General features: G+C 70.7%; 1 protein-coding gene. It reads right to left on the bottom strand.

Annotated features, from left to right (window positions below):
• Window positions 1-1,205: glycerol-3-phosphate dehydrogenase/oxidase (locus ABZV94_RS41715; RefSeq protein WP_356350331.1), on the bottom strand; the 1,205-nt coding region annotated here is incomplete at both ends.

Below are 1,205 nucleotides of genomic sequence, written 5' to 3' on the forward strand. Positions count from 1 at the left end.
GCACCGGATCGGCGACGATCAGCTCCAGGATCTCCTCGGCCATGGAGCCGTACCGGTACAGCAGGTGCTCCACCCGGGCGACGTGGAGGCCGGTCCGGGCCGCGATCCTGGCCCGGGCGTTCCATAGGGCCCGGTAGCCCTCGGCGCCCAGCAGCGGGATGTCCTCGGTGACGCAGTCCGCGACGCGCTGGTCGAGGCCGTGCACCGCCTCGTCGACGGCGTCCTTCGCCATCACCCGGTAGGTCGTGTACTTACCGCCCGCCACGACGACGAGGCCCGGCAGCGGGTGCGCCACCGTGTGCTCGCGCGACAGCTTGCTGGTCGCGTCCGACTCGCCCGCCAGCAGGGGCCGCAGGCCCGCGTAGACGCCCTCGACGTCGTCCCTGGTCAGCGGGGTGGCCAGGACCGAGTTGACGAGTTCGAGCAGATAGTCGATGTCCGCGCTGGACGCGGCCGGATGCGCCTTGTCCAGGTCCCAGTCGGTGTCCGTCGTCCCGACGATCCAGTGCCGTCCCCACGGAATGACGAAGAGCACGGACTTCTCGGTCCGCAGGATCAGGCCCGTGGAGGAGTGGATGCGGTCCTTCGGGACGACCAGGTGGATGCCCTTGGACGCCCGTACGTGGAACTGGCCGCGCTCGCCGATCAGCGCCTGCGTGTCATCCGTCCAGACGCCGGTGGCGTTGACCACCTGTTTGGCCCTGACCTCGTACACACCACCCTCCTCGGCGTCCTCCACCCGGGCGCCGACGACACGTTCACCCTCCCGGAGGAAGCCGATCACCCGCGCCCGGTTCGCGACCTGCGCGCCGTACCCGGCGGCGGTGCGCACCAGCGTCGCCACATAGCGGGCATCGTCCATCTGGGCGTCGTAGTACTGGAGGGCGCCCACCAGGGCGTCCCGCTTGAGGGCGGGCGCGACCCGCAGGGCCTGGCCACGCGAGAGGTGCCGGTGCATGGGCAGTCCGCGCCCGTGGCCGGACGACACCGACATCGCGTCGTACAGCGCGACGCCCGAACCCGCGTACAGCCGCTCCCAGCCCTTGTGCTGCAACGGGTAGAGGAACGGCACGGGTTTCACCAGGTGCGGGGCCAGGCGCTCCAGCAGCAGCCCGCGCTCCTTCAGTGCCTCGCGGACGAGCGCGAAGTCGAGCATCTCCAGATAGCGCAGCCCGCCGTGGATCAGCTTGCTCGACCTGCTCGAC

This window comes from Streptomyces sp. NPDC004658 (assembly GCF_040609555.1).
Classification (GTDB): domain Bacteria; phylum Actinomycetota; class Actinomycetes; order Streptomycetales; family Streptomycetaceae; genus Streptomyces.